Genomic DNA, 15,616 nt, shown 5'->3' with positions numbered 1-15,616 from the left:
CCGGGCGCGAACGCGGTTCACCATGTCGCCTACACCGTCCCCGATCTCGACCAGGCGGTCCGATTCTTCACCGAGGCCCTGGGCGCGGAGCTTCTCTACGTCCAGGGACCGGTGGAGGACCCCACGGGTGACTGGATGACCCGCAAGCTCGGCGTGGCTGCGGACGCCCGTGCGCATGTCGCCATGCTGCGTCTCGGCGCCGTGACGAACCTGGAGCTCTTCGAGTACGCCGCNCCGGACCAGCGCAGGCAGATTCCCCGCAACAGTGACTGGGGCGGACATCATCTGGCGATACACGTGGAGGACGTGGACCTCGCCGCTGCCTACCTGCGCTCCTGGCCTGGAGTGCACGTACTCGGTGAGCCGGAAACCATCACCGACGGTCCCATCGCGGGCGACCGCTGGGTGTACTTTCTCACGCCGTGGGGAATGCAGATGGAACTGATCAACCTGCCCGTGGGAATCCCCTACGAACAGCAGGTACGGGCCCGCCTCTACCGCCCGGATCAGCCATGGAACAACGAGGGACCGGTGGCGCACAATGGATGACCAGGCGTCGGAACAGAAACTGCGGATCAACCATGTACCCGCCGGAAAGGGGNCGACAACCTGGTTCGACGGCGACGCCTACACCATCAAGGCGAGCCGGGATAGCACCGGCGGTTCGCTGTCCTTTCTGGAAGCTTCGATCCCGCCCGGGAGCGGGCCGCCGCCGCACATCCACACCCTTGAGGACGAGGCGTTCTACATCCTCTCCGGCAGTCTGGAGTTCCGCAGCGGCGGGCAGAGCCGGCAGGTGGGCACGGGCGACTTCATCCATGTGCCACGCGGAGTCGGTCATTCGTTCCGGAATAACGGTGTGCACGCCGTTCGTATGGTTTTCCTCTACACGCCCGGCGGCTTCGAAAACTTCTTCGTGGAGGCCGGCGAGCCGGCCGAGCCCGGCAGGCCCATTCCGCGCTGGGGACCCGAGGACTATCCCCGGGCAGTAGAGATCGCCACTCGCTACGGGTGGCAGCCGTCGCTGGAGGAGGACGAGGGGTAGCTGGGTCCAAGCTGGCCCGCCCGGCCCTGAACGGCCCGGGCCGGCGCCGCCCATCGGGCGAACATNCACCCGGAAAGCCGGGTGTCAACGAGATCCAACACAACTTTCGATCATCATCTCCCGGGTTCTGGGTAGCCCGGGTTCGGGGTAGGTCGATGACCCCGGGGGCCGGTCTCCTTCAGTGCGCCCTGATCTGACCGAACGCATTCTCGGCAACCGGGCACACGGGCGCTGATGGCGGCGAGCTCGTCCGTGCTGCCCCACTCGCGCGGCGGCGCGCAGCGTTCACCCGCTTCTTGCCGAACCGCCTGAGACTGCGATTGGCTGGAGTCGCATGGGGCTGTGGTCGCGAGTCTCACAAAGCCTTGCGGTGCGTCTGACGTCCGCGAACGTGGCGGAGCGCCGGGCAGCGAGACCCTGGCAGCTCTCATGCCCTCACGAGCTTTCTTCGCCAACAATGGAGCTGCCACCATAATGAACGAGAAGTCCGCCGGCGAAATACGGGATCGACGCGCGTTCCTGCGCAACTCCGCGGGGCTTGCCATGGGATCTGGTGCGCTGTCGCTCGTCGATGCCGGGACGGNGCGGGNCGCCAGCACGGCCCCCGCGGCACCGACCTCGACGAGCCACGGATTCGGACCGGTCACGATCAAGTCCGATGATCAACGCTACGGCGCTCTCATCACCGGAGACAACCAGCGTTGGGTCGGCTCTCCCGACTACATCCAGCTGGTCGGCTCGACCCAACAGGTGGTGGACGCCGTCCAGACCNCCGTCCGGAACGGGCTGCAGCTCTCGGTACGAAGCGGCGGCCACTGCTACGAGGACTTCGTCGCCAACTCCGCGGTACGGGTAGTGATCGACATGTCCGCGATGAACGCGGTCTACTACGACAGTGCAATGAAGGCTTTCGCCGTGGAGGNCGGAGCCAGGCTTCTCAACGTGTATGAGGCACTGTACCGAGGCTGGGGTGTCACCATACCGGGTGGGCGCTGTTACTCCGTGGGCGCTGGCGGGCACATCTGTGGTGGCGGCGACGGCCCGCTTTCTCGCCGGTTCGGCATAGTCGTCGACCACCTGTACGCCATCGAGATCGTGGTGGTCGACAAGTCGGGTACGGCGCGAAGCGTCGTCGCCACCAGGGAGGACAACGACCCCAATCGTGACCTGTGGTGGGCNCACACCGGCTGNGGCGGCGGGAACTACGGTATCGTCACCCGCTACTGGATGCGCTCGCCCGCGGCAAAATCCGACGATCCAGGCTCCCTGCTGCCGAAGCCGCCGGCCACGATGCTCATGAACGGTCTCTCCTTCTCCTGGTCCGACCTCGACCAGAACAAGCTGAGCAGGCTCCTGCAGAACTTCGGCGGATGGCACGAGCGGAACAGCGCCCCGGACTCGCCCGGCGTCGCGGTCNTCAGCTCGCTCGCCCTGAACCACAAATCCAACGGAAGCGTGAGTATCTTCACCCTGGTGGAGGGGAGCATACCGAGCCCGGAGAAGGTGCTGACCGATTTCATCAACGAGATTCGGAACGGGGTTGCCGCCGAGACGGGACCGATGATCAGGCCGACCGGCGAGCTCGGCCCCATGCCGGAGATCGTCAAGGCCCAGCACCTGCCCTGGCTGCAGTCTGTTCGCTATCTCGCGACCAACTCCCCGGTGCTGACCAATCCCACACTTCGCGCCGACCACAAGTCGGCCTACCTGCGGAAATCGTTCACCGCTGCCGAGACTGCAACCATCTACAAGTACCTCACGAGCGACAGCACCAACCCGAACTCGATGCTGCTGCTCCTGCCGTTCGGCGGGAACATCAACGCGACACAGCCATCGGCAACCGCTTTTCCGCATCGTAGCTCCGTGATGCAGGCGCTGTACCAGAGCTTCTGGTCGGACCCCGCCGACGACGCCAAGAACCTTGCCTGGGTTCGTGGTTTCTACTCCGACGTCTACGCCGCGACCGGTGGCGTGCCCGTTCCCAATGACCGGACCGACGGGTGCTACATCAACTACGCGGACACCGACCTGTNCGATCCGGCCTACAACTCCTCAAAGGTCCCCTGGCACGACCTGTACTACAAGGAAAACTATCCCAAGCTGCAGCAGGTCAAGGCGCGGTGGGATCCGAAGAACGTCTTCCGTCACTCCCAGTCGATCGAGCTTCCCGGATAACGGCGCCACCGTCGCGCCCCGGTTGCACCGATCGGGGCGCCGGCCGCCTCGCGGCCTTCGCTCCCAGCCGGCCCGGCCTGCTCGTTCGGCCCGGGCCGGGTGGAGAGCGCCGGTACCGGTTCGTGTCTCGCCGGCGGGACACGGCTCCCCCACAGAGGCCCTGTGCTCGTTCCCGTCACCGCCCATCCCGTTCTGTCGAGCTGTGCTCCCGGAGTCGGTAGCGCCGCCCCGTCGCGTCCTGGTGCCGTCGTCACACCCGGAGCGCCCCGTTCCGGCCGCGCCGCCTGCACGGTCTCGCACANCCGCAGGTTGAGAAATGCGATCGGGACTCATAGCCTGAACAAACCGAAATCGCGATATGCGTCGTGATGAGGTTCCCGGGCGATCTCCGCCCTGCCGGCAGCGCTCTGTCGCCCAGCGCAGATCACCCCAGTTCCTCTCGGACAGGCTGTCGAAGGGAGCAACATGGAGAATTCCACGCAGGTTCTTGTGATCGGTGGAGGTCCAGGGGGCGCCACCACCGCCGGCCTCCTCGCCCGCGAAGGGATTTCCGTCACCCTGATGGAGAAGGAGACGTTCCCGCGCTACCACATCGGCGAGTCCCTGCTACCCTCCTGCCAGCCCATCCTGGAGCTGCTCGGCGTCCGGGAGAAGGTGGAGAGCCGAGGCTACCAGCGCAAGCGTGGAGCGTATTTCGACTGGGCGGGAGAGAAATGGGACGTCACGTTCGGGGATCCGACGGACGACCGTGCCTCCTCGTATCAGGTCCTGCGTTCGGACTTCGACCAGGTGCTGCTGGAGCACGCCAGGGAGCTCGGAGTGACTGCTTTCGAGGGAGCGGAGGTACAGCGCCTCACGTTCGACGGTGATCGGCCGCGGTCAGCGGTCTGGTCCCAGCCCGGCGCGGGAATCACCAACGCCGAGATCACCTTCGATCACGTCATTGACGCCTCGGGTCGCTCCGGCCTCATGACGACACGCCATCTCCGCACCCGCCGTTACCACGAGGTGTTCCGGAACATCGCGGTCTGGGGTTACTGGAAAAATGCGACGCCGCTCCCCGCCGGGCCGGAGGGCGCGATTGCGATCTGCTATGTACCCGACGGCTGGCTGTGGGGAATTCCTCTCGGTGACGGGCAGCTCAGCGTCGGCCTGGTGACGCACCGGGACGTCTTCAACTCCAGGCGCCAGAACGGCGAGAGCCTTGAGTCGATCTATCACGCGGCGATCCGGGAGAGCCCCGTGATCGAGAATCTGCTACCCTCCGCCGAGCTGGTGTCCTCCCTGCGCGCCGAGCAGGACTACTCCTATACCTCTGAGCGATTCTCCGGGCCGGGATATTTTCTCGTCGGTGATGCTGCCTGCTTTCTGGACCCGCTGTTGTCCACGGGCGTGCACCTCGCCATGTACAGCGCNCTGCTCGCGGCGGCGAGCCTGGCAAGCGTCCTACGTGGCGAATTCGGTGAGGAGGCGGCACGGGACCTGTATGACCGGTCGTACCGCCAGGCGTACCTTCGCCTGCTCGTGGTCGTGTCGAACCTGTACCAGCAGAACCAGGGGAAGGACTCGTACTTCTGGGAGGCGCAACGCCTCACTCTCCGCGACGCCAACCCGGACGAGATCAAGCAGGCGTTCGTGGACGTCGTGTCCGGGATCGAGGATCTGCGCGACGCCCAGGCGACACTCGACACCGCCGTCGAGGCCACAGGTATGGCGATGGCTCAGTGGGACGGCTGGCACTGGAACCCATCGGCACTCAACCACTCCGAGCTGACCGAATCAGAGTGGAAAAAGGCGCTGGACGGCTCCCAGGACATTGATTCCCTCGCGCCGGGGGAACGCGAGCTGGCGGCGGCCCGAGCCCGGTTCTTCGACACCGCCATGCAACGGGTGCTGGGGCCTGTTCCGCAGGGCGGGNAGGGGTTGTACGTGGTGACGAGGCCCCGGCTGGGGCTCGCCAACCTCCAGTAGGAAGCGGCGAGAGGGATATCGACGCAAAAGGCCGCCGGCCCCGGGTGGGAGTTCTCTCGGAGCCGGCGGTTCCATGGTCGGACGGTTCTGTGTCAGACGGACTTCAGCATGCCACCGTCGATCACAAGTTCCGTGCCGCTCATGTTGGCGACCCGTCCTGAGGCCAGAAAGACCACCAGGTCGGCGATCTCCTCCGGGCGGGTGAACTGGCCTGTCGATACACCGATGGACGACGGGATCTGGTCGATGTAGTCCTCAAGCGGGACGCCGGCCCGGCGGGCGAACATGTCGCCCGGGCCGCCCGGCGCCGTCCACAGGTCCGTCAGCACCGGACCGGGAGAGATCGTGTTCACCCGCAGCCCGCGGCCGCCGAACTCCTCCGCCAGCGCCTTGCCCAGGTTCGACACCGCCGCCTTGAGCGCTGACTGTGCCACGAGCCGCGGCTGCGGCAGCCTGGCGTTGACCGAGCTGATGTTCACCACCGCGCCGCGGTGCTCCAGCAGGCTCGGGAGCGCCGCGCGTGTGGTCCGGACCGTCGGCATGAGCGTCATGGTGAACGTGTGCTGCCACGCGTCGTCGTCGAGTTGCAGGAAACCGCCCGGAGGCGTCGAGGTACCCGCGACGTTGTTGACAAGCAGATCAATTCTGCCGTGTCGGTCCAGAGCGTGACGAACCAGCTGTTCCGGCGCCTCGGGAGTACCAAGGTCCATTTCGAGGGCGTCTGGCGCCAACTCCTTCAGCGCGCCGGTGATCGTGCGGCTCGCCGCGACGACGGCATAGCCCTCCCTGACCAGGGCCTGCACGATTGCAAGGCCGANTCCGCGGCCTGCGCCGGTCACCACGGCGACGCGTGTTTCCTTGTTTGTCATCTGACAGGTCCTCCACTCTGCGGCGGCAACTCCGGACATGCATTCACATACTAGCGACGGCGCCACTCACCCGAGAGCAGGCAGAGCATCGCCACGCGTATCGGCCGGTTTTTGTCAATTCACTGATGAGGCGATGCGTGGGATGGGTGATCTGCAACGTGGTCGAGGGCGGCCGTCGCCGTGCGGACGCGTTCGCCGCGCGAGGCGCCCGCCCAATGGACATGCTTTAAGGGATTGCTTGGAGATTTGTGTTCAGGGTGACCGTCTGGGGTGGAGGCAGTGGAGCTCGAGGCGGTGTTCGACTGGGCTGGTGCCTGGGTCGCCGGGTTGGCGGGNGGGGTAGGCGCCGGGNCTTTTGCTTGTGCGGGGTGTGGTGCGTGGGGGCCGGTCGCGGAGGGTGAAGGCTGGTTCGACGAGTTGGAGTAGGAAGCTGAGGAGTGCCTGGTCAGGGGGGAAAGGCCGCGCCGATCGAGTCGGTCGCGGCGGTCAGGGTGTGCCGGAAACTGATCGTTGAGGGGGGTAGGCCGGTGGCGTCGGCGGAGGTGCCCATGAGCCGGTGCAACGCCTGGTAGACGGCGAAAAGGGCCCACATCTCCTGGGCGACGCCCTCAGGGTCGCGGCTACGCAGGACCGCCTGGCCCTCGCCGAGGTCGGTCTTGTGGTGGCCGATCACGGTCTCCACGCCCCACCGGTCGNGGTAGGCGCAGGCCAGGTCCAACGCCGGCCACTTCTCGATGTCGAGGAGGTCGGTGACCAGGCAGAACAGCTCCGAGCTGGCCGTGCCACCGGGGCCGGTGGTGTGCACGGTGTACTCGATCACCCGGACGGTCAGCGCCGGGCCGTCGGTCTTACGGGCCGGGTTCAGCCGGGCCAGGTAGGGAGCCTGGTCCTGGACCGGTGGGGCTACCGCAGCCAGGTCCGCGACGAGCACCGTCACCGGCTGCCCGGGCGTGCCTGGCCAGGCGCTCCTGCTCAACCGCAGCCCCGCGCTGGCGGACCTGACCACCGAGGCGTTCGACCGGCTGCACGCCCACCCGGCCACCGGCGCCCACCACCACTCGGCGCTCTATGCGCTGNAGCGCGTGGTCGCCGATCTCGGCCACTGCCAGGCACCCGTGCGCCCAGGCCGCAACCATGCCCCGGTCATTGAGGGCGCCGACCCGGCCTGGACCGCGTCGGTCGAACGCTGGCACNCCACCTCGACGCTGACCCCGAAGGTCCGCGCCGTCATCCGCACCCTGATGGCCAAGGCCGGACGGTGGCTGGCCGCCGACCACCCGGGCATCACCGAACCCGGCCAGTGGACCCGGGTCACCTGCGCTGCCTGGGTCGCCGCCGTCGACCGGATGGCCGTCGGCGACTACGTCCAACGCCGTGACGCCCTCGTCGGCCGCGCCGGGACACCGATCGCCCCGCGCACCAAGGCCCACATCCTGATGGCCACCCGCACGTTCTTCCGGGACTGCCAGGAATGGGAGTGGATCCCCCGCCGGTTCGACCCCGCCCGCGCGCTCGCCGTCCCGCGCAGCGTCGCGGCGCTGATCGGCACCGACCCCCGCGTGATCGCCGACGACGTGTGGGCCAAGCTGCTCTGGGCCGGCCTGAACCTGGCGGCCACCGACCTGCCCGGCACCTCCGCCGGCAGCTACTACCCCTGGAACTGATCCGCGCTGTCACGTTGACCTGGCTGTTCAGCGGCCTGCGCAGCGACGAGATCTCCCGGCTGCGCCTCGGCTGCATCCGCTGGCAGCACAACGGCTCTCCGGTGCCCGGCGACTCCCGCGACGTCCTCGCCCAGGACGCCGTCTGCCTGCTCGACGTGCCCGTCCACAAGACCGGCACCGCGTTCACCAAACCGGTCGACCCGATCGTCGGCCACGCCATCGAGGCCCGGCAGGCCCTCCGGNCGGCCCAGCCCCAACGCCTGGATCGCAAGACCAACGAGTACGTCGACCTGCTCTTCAGCGTCCGCGCCCACCCCGTCNCCAAGTACTACATCAACCGCACGATCATCCCGGCACTCTGCCGCAAGGCCGGCGTCCCCACCGCCGACATCCGAGGCAACATCACCAGCCACCGCGCCCGGTCGACGATCGCCAGCCAGCTCTACAACGCCAAGGAGCCNATGACCCTGTTCGAGCTGCAGGCCTGGCTCGGGCACCGCACCCCGAACACCACCCAGCACTACGCGAAGATCACCCCGAACGCTCTCACCAAGGCATACACCGAGGCCGGCTACTTCGCCCGCAACGTCCGGACCATCGAGGTCCTCCTCGACCGCGACGCCGTCACCGCCGGCACCGCCGCGTCAGGCGAGCCCTGGCAGCACTACGACCTCGGCCACGGCTGGTGCACCTACACGTTCTTCGAGCAGTGNCCTCACCGGATGGCCTGCGCCCGCTGCGACTTCTACACCCCGAAGGGCTCCAGCAAGGCCCAGCTCCTCGAAGCCAAGGAAAACCTGCAACGCATGCTCGCCACGATCCCCCTCACCGACGACGAACGCGCCGCCGTCGACGACGGCCAGACCGCCCTCGACGCGCTACTCGACCGCCTCGCCGACGTCCCGACCCCAGCCGGCGCCACACCACGCGAACTCGCGGCCCGCCCAGCGGCGAACCTCCTCCCCATCGTCGACGTCCGAAACGCCAAACCAGGACACACCTGACAAGCCAGATTCCGCAGAATCGCCACCGTCATCGACTGCCACACCAAAGCGATCATCGGTTATGCCATGGATGACCACTACAGAACCCCGCTGATTTCCGCAGCGATCATCAATGCGGTCNGCACCATCCCGCTCGCCCCAGGCGCGATCTTCCACACCGATCGAGGGAGTAACTACACCTCGGAGGAGTTCGCGAGGACCCTTGTCACACTCGGCCTCCGACACTCGGTCGGACGAACCGGAATATGCTACGATAACGCATTGGCGGAGTCGTTCTTCGCCGCCCTGAAGAACGAGCGGGTCCACCGCNCCTCCTNCCCCNCCCGCGAACACGCACGCCGAGACATCACCCGGTACATCGAGTTCACTACAACACCCGCCGACTCCACTCTGGACTCGGCTACAGAACACCGCAAGAAGTCCACAACGAATTCCTGAACCGCAATGATGCGGCCTAAAACCGACTGATAGAATGTGTCCGGAAAACGCNGGGCCGATCAAGCACCCCATCCACCAGCTCCGGCGGGAACACCCCCGTCAACGCCCCCACCGTCACTCGGTCCGGCAACCAGCCCTCCGGCGACAGCCCCTCACTCGCGTCATGCGNCACATCACAACCCTACCCGCACGACGATCAGCTAAAGCATGGCCATTGGCCAGGCGCCGCACTCGACCCCTGAACCGCCTTGAACAGGGCCGGTGGATACCCGCCGAGCGCACCGGAGAGGTCAGGAGGCCGGGCCCGATTCGTGAAGACTGGCCGTGGCCGCCTCATCGAGTGCCCGGAGTACCCACTGCTCGAACTTCTCTCCGCTGAGATCGGCCGCTCTGCGCCACTGAAGAAGGCGTTCGGCGGGAACCGTGAGTTTGGGCAGGGAGCCGCTCGGGCNTGCCGCCCCCTTCTCGTCGGGCTGGCGGTGGGCACGGATGTTTCGACGAAGCTCGTTGCGCGACCAGTTGAACTCNTCGGCCAAATCGAGCCATCTGTCCTGCTCGTGTGGCGGCAGGGAGCTCACCTCGACGTGATGCTGAAAGCTCAGCGTCTCACGGCGGCGGTCAAGATCGAACTTCCGCGCAACCCAGGCATAGTTACGAAGGGTCTGGTAATCGAGGCCGCAGACCTCGATGGNCCGCAGGTAGCGGTCCGAAAACTCTTTCTGGCCGTAGACCAGCCAGTCGCCAAGACACCAAGCCGAGGAATCGACTAGACGGGAGATCTGGGAACCGGTATCCTNCCATCGTTCGAAGGTGAGCGCGCCTGGTATCCGCAGACCGACTCGCGTGGTGAGGATCTGGGCCCCATCTGCGCGATTCGACAGACCGCTCCTCCGATAGTTCGCGCCGGAGCGCNCACCTCCGCGCTGCGTGTCATCATTGGCGAATCGCTGNATTGGAATCTCATTTCTAGTATCGAGAGCTACAGTCTCTATACCGAGGGAGGTCCACTGCCCGGGCATGCTGCCACGAAGGTTCAGGTTGTGCGCGGAGCGCGGAGCAGCCAAGAAGTGATTCGCGGGACCAGACTTTCGCGGCATATCGATGTCCCCGGTCCGCATGGCAGTTCGCGACAGCTACCGCAACACGCACATCGATAAAGGTCGAGTTCACTCCGGCGAATCCGACCGGACCACCGGCCATTATCTCCGGGAGCGCATCATCCGTACCGGCCGACAACCCCTTTCCCTTGCCTCTCGACCAACCGAACCAGTCGCAGGCCTGAGCGCAAAGGACAACCTGACCACGGCCTGCGGCAGTCCGGTCGTGCAGATGTCCCAAGAGTATCATCTTCATCCAGGATGCGATACATCTGCGGCTATTTGACTGGTGAATTACTACGCGGCACGGCGGCACCCGGACAGCNCTGTCGCAGGGATGTATGAAGGTTGCTCAGCATAGGAATCGGCTACTCTTGGTAGCGAGAAGCTGGAATGCCCGGTTACCGTCCCCGGCAATGTATTCCAGGGTCTCCTTGATCTTTGTGGCGCCATGGAGGCGAAGGAGGCTGAGGGCTAGGTTGCGGAGACAGCGAGGTTTCGTGGGCCATTTCCTCGATGGGCGTGATANGCATCCTCCTGCCAGGCGGTGTCGCGGACGCAGTGCACGCGGTTTTCGATTCGTCGGTGCAGGCGAATATAGATGTGGATGGCGGCCGGAGCGGTGCGGTTCCCGCGTGGGCTGGTGATGATGAAGGTGCATCCTTTGGTGAGGCGGTTGCCGTCGAGGTCGAACTCCTCACGGCGGATAACGGCGGACGTCCTGTTGCAGTCTCGGTTTTCCGCTTCGGGATGCCACTACCGCGTAGCGTGATGTGGCGCGGGTGAATGAGAGTCACACTGCATTACCTACTTCCGGTCGTCGGGCGGTCAGTCCGGGGCGGCGACGAGAGCGAGCCGGGCGCTGTAGTGGTGCCAGCGTGCGACGGCCTGATTCCGGCGTCGGCGATGGTGATGGTGATGACGCAGGTCCTGGTCGCGGGCCGGTCGGACGGCGCCCAGGCCAGGTAGAAGGTCAGGTTGTTGTGGTCACGGCCGATCGGGCGGCGGATCCGCCAGCCCCGCGAGATAGTCGAGCGCGACCTGCACACTGCTCCGCCGCGGCAGGAGCCGTTCCAGCACGTCCCTGATCATTTCGTCGGTCCGTGCCTCGCGTCCTGGTAAACGAGTCCAGAGTGGCGCGATCGCCCATGAAGGCGATGCCCAGATACTCCAGCTCCGCGGCCGGAGTTTCCTGCGTACGGGCGAGCTGCGTNGCTGTGCCGCCCTCGGTCATGGTATGGACGAAATCGACTACCCGAATATTGACGTCGCGTAGCCGCGCGCGTAGGGCCCGCAGTTGGTTCGAGCGGTCGGCCCGCAGCACGATAACCGGATGACAGCTGATGTCGGGATGGATATCGCCATCTCCGTCGAAATATTGTTGCAGGTCGAGGCCGGTCCTGTCAGGAATGCCGCCCGCCAGCCCTGTCATCAGGTGCCCAAGTACGTTCAGAAGCGGGCCGAACTCAACCTTCTTATTCAGGACGGCGACAATTCTCCAGGCTGTCGACATCGCTAGTACGTCGCCATTCCCTGTCATGTGGTCACTCGCAGTAATTTGGTTTCCGTCTTGATCGATCAACATTGACTGTCGATCAAGGTCCGTCGATCGGCATGATTACGGTATGTTGACTCGAATGATCCCGCCGCGGTCGTCTCCTGCTCTCGGCGAAATATGGGCGAGAGTATCGTCGGGATCTCGTGAAATCCCGCTACGGCCGACACGGAAACCGGGAAGATTTTTCCTTGATACNGGGTTGGTGGCGTCTCACGATGGCTGCTGATCGAGGGGTGTCGACCCTCCAGGGAAAGGGCCGCTCGTTTTGAGATGGTGCTTCGGCGCAAACAGCATCGGGCGAAACATGAATAAACTCTACGAGGCGGTGCAAGTGTCTGTCAACCGGCAGGAATCGAGAGGGGCAGAGATTGTCAAATCGCAAGATTACAGAGAGTGGTNGTTGTGGCGATGGGCTCGGGTCAGATTTCTTGAGTATGCAACTTTGTGCAATCACCGTGCGTGTTCGGAAGTGGCATCCCGCCGCACCTCCTTTGTGTTGCCACTTTATATCTCCGCAGGTAAATCGCATCGCATGGTGAGGTTCCATGATCGACTGGTAGCTCGTTGTGTTGGGATTCATCCTCCGTATCCGTTGATGTCCGCGGTAACGCGTCACTGAGGGTTGCACTGGTGTCAGGGAGGCGACAGAAGACTTCCGGACCCGGCGCTCCTCTAGTAGGACTTCGTTAGGTGGCTCCTGATAGTTGCGGGGTGACGTTGGGTGCGTGGTTGAAGGATCGTTGGCAGGTGGGTCAGGCGCCGGTCCAGATGGCGAGCAGGGCCTGGAGGGTGTGGAGGACTCCGTAGAGGGTCAGGCCGGCGCAGGGGCTTTTGGGTCGCGGNGGAGCTGGGTGCAGATCGCCTGGGCGAGGGAGACGAGGGTGACGTGGTGGTGCCAGCCGGTGAAGGTGCGGCCTTCGAAGTGGTCGAGGCCGAGGCCGTCTTTCAGTTCGCGGTAGTCGTGTTCAGTGCGCCACCCATGACGCCCCTGAAGCGGGTACCTCCTCGCAGGATGGGGCGATAATCGATGGGGAGGCGTTGCTGCGGTTGGTCGATCTGGTCGAGCGGCTGCGGTCCCCGGCGGATGAGGCGGGGNGNGGGNCTGGATGTCCGGTGACGGAGTCGAGCCCCCCAGTCCCGGGNGTGGATGAGGATCCCGGTCGATCGGCGGATGGCGACGGTACGTCTGCTGGGTGTGCTGGCAGCCCGAGCTGCGGTGGCAGCGGGCGGGGGCGGTCGTGGTGAACGTNACGACGTGCCGGCCGTGGGGACAATCCGAGGGGAAGATCCGACCCGAACATTGTGATCTCGCGGCGGTTGTGTACGTGCGGCAGTCCTCGAAGCAGCAGGTCCTCGACCACGGGGAGTCGACGCGGTTGCAGTACGCCCTGGTGGAGCGGCGGTGGCGTTGGGCTGGGCACGCTCGAAGGTCGTGGTGATCGATGACGATCTGGGGCGTTCGGCGGCGATCGCGGACTGTCGGCCCGGTTTCGCCAAGCTCGTCACCGAGGTGACGATGGGACGGGTCGGGATCGTGCTGGGCATCGAGATGTCCCGNCTGGCCCGGACCGGCCGGGACTGGCATCAGCTGCTGGAACTGTGTTCGTTGTCGGGTGCCCTGCTCGCGGATGCCGACGGGGTCTATGACCCTGGTTTCTACAACGACAGGCTGCTGTTGGGGTTGAAAGGGACGATGGGCGAGGCGGAGCTTTACCTGATCAGGCAGCGGATNGCTTCCGGGCGGCTGGCGAAGGCCGAACGGGGGGAGCTGGCGATCCCNGTGCCGATCGGCTACGTGCGCCGCTCGTCGGGCGAGGTCGTGGTCGACCCGGACTCCCAGGCCCGGACGGTGGTACGGCTGGCCTTCGACACCTTCGACCGGTTGGGGACGCTCAACGCCGTGCTGCGCTACTTCGTCGACCATGGGGTGCGGCTTCCGGTGCGGGCCCACAGCGGACTGGAGAAAGGCGAGTTGCAGTGGCGTCGCCCGTCGCGGGAAACCCTGCAGATCATGCTGCACAATCCGATCTACGCCGGGTACTACGCCTACGGGCGGCGCCGGGTCGATCCGCGGCGGAAGATGCCCGGCCGACCGAGTACCGGACGGGTGGTGCGCGCGATGGACGAGTGGCTGGTGGCTCTCCCGGATCGGATGCCCGCCTACATCACGGCCGAACGGTACGAGGCGAACCTTGCCCGGATGGCTGCGAACCGGCAGATCGCCGAGTCTCCGGATGCCCCGCGGGNGGGACCGGCGCTGCTGGCCGGCCTGCTGCGGTGCGGGTTGTGCGGCGGCCATCGGATGACGGTCCGCTACCACACGCCGACCGGCGGCAGCCCCGCCCACAGCTACGTCTGCGGCTACGANAACGCCAACTACGGCACCGGCGAGGTGTGTCAGCACATCGCCGGACCCGCCCTGGACCGGTACGTGACCACCCAGCTGTTGGACGCGGTCGCCCCGGNCGCGCTGGAGGTCTCCGTCCAGGCCGCCGGGCAGGCCGAAGCCGAACGGGCCACCCTGGACACGCTGTGGCGTCAGCGGCTGGAGCGCGCCCGGTACGCCGCCGACCGTGNCCGGCGCCAATATCAGCTGGCCGAGCCGGAGAACCGGCTGGTCACCCGACAGCTGGAAACCGACTGGGAGGCCACGCTGGCGCAGGTCGACCACCTGGACGTCGAGTATCGGCGGTTCACCGAGACCCAGCCGCTCACCCTGACCGCCCGGGAACGCGACGCGATCCGCACCCTCGCCAATGATCTCCCGGCGGTCTGGCGCGCCCCGACCACCACCGCGACCGAACGCAAGGAACTGCTGCGTACGGTCATCGACACGATCACCGTGGCGGTCGTCGGCGACAGTGAACGGGTCGACGTCACCATCACCTGGGCCGGCGGCCACCACACCACCGGGCAGGCCGTCCGCCCGGTCGCCCGCCTCGACCAGCTGTCCTACTACCCGCAGCTGGTCCGGCGCGTCACCGAGCTCGCCGACCNCGGCCTGTCGAGCCGGCAGATCGCCGACCAGCTCAACACCGACGGCCTTCGCCCACCCAAACGCACCAACCGGTTCGGCCCCGGCCAAATCCTGACCCTGACCCGCCGGCTCGGCGTCCGAGCCCACCACCCCCGCGGCACCTGCACCGCGCTGACCGACCGGGGACCCGGCCAGTGGTCGGTCGCCGAACTCAGCTCACCGTCCACCTCGATCACGAAAGGCAGGATGTGCACATGATGATCAAGATTCCGGTGGCAGACCTCGACAAGGTTGCCCATCTGGCGGAAGTGACCGCCGCCCCCGGACCGCACCCGGCAGCCACTGGGCATCCACGGCGCGTGGAAGCTGTACGTACCCCGGGTGGGATTCGAACCCACACTGTCGGTGGTTTGAGCACCGTCTCTCTGCCGTTGGAGTACCGGGGCCGGCGGGTGGNGCGTGGTCGAGCGGGCGGGGCCGCTGCGGAGACGACCGGGCGGAGCTGGACGAAGGGATCGTGATCGATCCGGTCCGGNACGTCTCGTCCACGACTCTATCCGGGTAGGGTGCGTTTCGACCTCCCGCCCTCCTCTGCTCGGGCAGGATGTCAATCTGACTCCCCTGCCCTGTCACACTAGGGTCACACCTCCGAGACCAGGAGTACGACTCGATGAGCCAACCCTCCTCGAACCCGCGCCGGGTTCTGATCGCCGAGGACGAAGCGCTGATCCGGCTCGACCTCAGGGAGATGCTGCAAGAGGAGGGTTACGAGGTTGTCGGGGAGGCCGGCGACGGCGAGATGGCCGTCAACCTCGCCG

General features: G+C 66.1%; 3 protein-coding genes, 1 tRNA gene and 23 pseudogenes. 19 read left to right on the top strand and 8 right to left on the bottom strand.

Translation table 11 applies throughout. The features are described 5' to 3' along the window. The 10 genes and pseudogenes from UK94_RS59110 to UK94_RS59075 form a co-directional block, all read left to right on the top strand. Nucleotides 1-233: pseudogene (locus UK94_RS59110) on the top strand (VOC family protein); the annotation flags it as partial. Nucleotide 234: 1 nt separating this feature from the next. After that, nucleotides 235-549, top strand: a pseudogene (locus UK94_RS59105) (VOC family protein); the annotation flags it as partial. An 85-nt stretch (nt 550-634) separates the two neighbouring features. Beyond that, a complete protein-coding gene (locus UK94_RS59100; protein WP_313949557.1) occupies nt 635-1,045 on the top strand; it encodes a cupin domain-containing protein in 411 nt (136 codons plus the stop codon). Between the two features lie 648 nt (nt 1,046-1,693). Continuing rightward, nucleotides 1,694-1,816: pseudogene (locus UK94_RS76270) on the top strand (hypothetical protein); the annotation flags it as partial. 1 nt (nt 1,817) lies between these two features. Beyond that, nucleotides 1,818-1,967: pseudogene (locus UK94_RS59095) on the top strand (hypothetical protein); the annotation flags it as partial. A 1-nt stretch (nt 1,968) separates the two neighbouring features. Then, nucleotides 1,969-2,223 (top strand): annotated as a pseudogene (locus tag UK94_RS59090) (FAD-linked oxidase); the annotation flags it as partial. 382 nt (nt 2,224-2,605) lie between these two features. After that, a pseudogene (locus UK94_RS76265) lies at nt 2,606-3,077 on the top strand (FAD-linked oxidase); the annotation flags it as partial. Between the two features lies 1 nt (nt 3,078). After that, the coding region (locus UK94_RS59085) for a BBE domain-containing protein (protein ID WP_235488873.1) at nt 3,079-3,220 on the top strand (142 nt) is incomplete at its 5' end. 465 nt (nt 3,221-3,685) lie between these two features. Beyond that, nucleotides 3,686-4,635 (top strand): annotated as a pseudogene (locus UK94_RS59080) (NAD(P)/FAD-dependent oxidoreductase); the annotation flags it as partial. A gap of 1 nt (nt 4,636) precedes the next feature. Further along, nucleotides 4,637-5,137 (top strand): annotated as a pseudogene (locus UK94_RS59075) (FAD-binding protein); the annotation flags it as partial. A gap of 146 nt (nt 5,138-5,283) precedes the next feature. Here UK94_RS59075 and UK94_RS20015 read toward each other — a convergent pair. Both UK94_RS20015 and UK94_RS74425 read right to left on the bottom strand, forming a co-directional pair. Further along, nucleotides 5,284-6,008, bottom strand: a pseudogene (locus UK94_RS20015) (SDR family oxidoreductase); the annotation flags it as partial. A gap of 1 nt (nt 6,009) precedes the next feature. Further along, the coding region (locus tag UK94_RS74425; RefSeq protein WP_268761522.1) for a hypothetical protein at nt 6,010-6,060 on the bottom strand (51 nt) is incomplete at its 3' end. Nucleotides 6,061-8,045: 1,985 nt separating this feature from the next. On the opposite strand from UK94_RS74425, the pseudogene UK94_RS59070 reads away from it, so the two are divergent. From UK94_RS59070 to UK94_RS59060, 3 pseudogenes are all read left to right on the top strand, one after another. Next, a pseudogene (locus UK94_RS59070) lies at nt 8,046-8,184 on the top strand (hypothetical protein); the annotation flags it as partial. A gap of 1 nt (nt 8,185) precedes the next feature. After that, nucleotides 8,186-8,436 (top strand): annotated as a pseudogene (locus UK94_RS59065) (integrase); the annotation flags it as partial. Nucleotide 8,437: 1 nt separating this feature from the next. After that, nucleotides 8,438-8,728, top strand: a pseudogene (locus UK94_RS59060) (integrase); the annotation flags it as partial. Nucleotides 8,729-9,456: 728 nt separating this feature from the next. On the opposite strand, the pseudogene UK94_RS59055 reads toward UK94_RS59060, so the two are convergent. From UK94_RS59055 to UK94_RS59035, 5 pseudogenes are all read right to left on the bottom strand, one after another. After that, nucleotides 9,457-9,617, bottom strand: a pseudogene (locus tag UK94_RS59055) (antibiotic biosynthesis protein); the annotation flags it as partial. A 1-nt stretch (nt 9,618) separates the two neighbouring features. Further along, a pseudogene (locus UK94_RS59050) lies at nt 9,619-9,693 on the bottom strand (antibiotic biosynthesis protein); the annotation flags it as partial. 1 nt (nt 9,694) lies between these two features. Further along, a pseudogene (locus UK94_RS59045) lies at nt 9,695-9,857 on the bottom strand (antibiotic biosynthesis protein); the annotation flags it as partial. A gap of 1 nt (nt 9,858) precedes the next feature. Next, a pseudogene (locus tag UK94_RS59040) lies at nt 9,859-9,962 on the bottom strand (antibiotic biosynthesis protein); the annotation flags it as partial. Between the two features lie 2,702 nt (nt 9,963-12,664). Next, nucleotides 12,665-12,797 (bottom strand): annotated as a pseudogene (locus UK94_RS59035) (IS701 family transposase); the annotation flags it as partial. 426 nt (nt 12,798-13,223) lie between these two features. Between UK94_RS59035 and UK94_RS59030 the strand changes: the two are divergent. The 5 pseudogenes from UK94_RS59030 to UK94_RS59010 all read left to right on the top strand — a co-directional run. Beyond that, a pseudogene (locus UK94_RS59030) lies at nt 13,224-13,378 on the top strand (hypothetical protein); the annotation flags it as partial. 1 nt (nt 13,379) lies between these two features. Then, nucleotides 13,380-13,552 (top strand): annotated as a pseudogene (locus tag UK94_RS59025) (recombinase family protein); the annotation flags it as partial. A 49-nt stretch (nt 13,553-13,601) separates the two neighbouring features. Then, nucleotides 13,602-14,067, top strand: a pseudogene (locus UK94_RS59020) (recombinase family protein); the annotation flags it as partial. Nucleotides 14,068-14,123: 56 nt separating this feature from the next. Then, nucleotides 14,124-14,188, top strand: a pseudogene (locus tag UK94_RS59015) (hypothetical protein); the annotation flags it as partial. 1 nt (nt 14,189) lies between these two features. Further along, nucleotides 14,190-14,286: pseudogene (locus tag UK94_RS59010) on the top strand (hypothetical protein); the annotation flags it as partial. An 885-nt stretch (nt 14,287-15,171) separates the two neighbouring features. On the opposite strand, the gene UK94_RS19980 reads toward UK94_RS59010, so the two are convergent. After that, nucleotides 15,172-15,244, bottom strand: a tRNA-Leu gene (locus tag UK94_RS19980). 224 nt (nt 15,245-15,468) lie between these two features. Between UK94_RS19980 and UK94_RS19975 the strand changes: the two are divergent. Next, nucleotides 15,469-15,616: pseudogene (locus UK94_RS19975) on the top strand (response regulator); the annotation flags it as partial.

It is taken from the genome of Frankia sp. AvcI1, assembly GCF_001420875.1.
In the GTDB taxonomy this organism is placed as follows: Bacteria; Actinomycetota; Actinomycetes; order Frankiales; family Frankiaceae; genus Frankia; species Frankia alni.
The sequence above is the reverse complement of the archived record's forward strand: the minus strand, read 5'-3'. Positions and strand labels throughout refer to the sequence as shown.